Source organism: Tamlana crocina (assembly GCF_012037625.1).
In genome coordinates this window covers 1-280 of sequence record NZ_JAAVJS010000887.1, presented here as the reverse complement: position 1 = coordinate 280, position 280 = coordinate 1, and the positions used below count along the sequence as shown (strand labels likewise).

The 280-nt window shown below is 39.6% G+C and carries 1 pseudogene; it reads right to left on the bottom strand.

Annotated features, from left to right (window positions below):
* Window positions 1-280: pseudogene (locus HC176_RS19395) on the bottom strand (MlaD family protein); the annotation flags it as partial.

Sequence of the window (280 nt, the reverse complement as noted above, 5' to 3'; positions counted from 1 at the left end):
TTTAAGTGAATCCTTCGGAGGCGAATATGGACCCGGATTTTTACCAAAGATAGAAAAATGAACGTAACGTTTAGGGTTAAGTTTCACATCCTGTATGAGCTCATCCAACTGGCGGGTGGCCTGCTCCAGATTGATATATACCTGGGGATCATTGATTAGTTTTCCTATGGTCCCACTCCCTGAATTAAGTTTTTCACTCATATCCTCAAGATTGGCAACCGTGGCCTCCAGATCATTAGTTACTTTTTTAATATCAATTTCATTAAGAGTATCCGAAAAA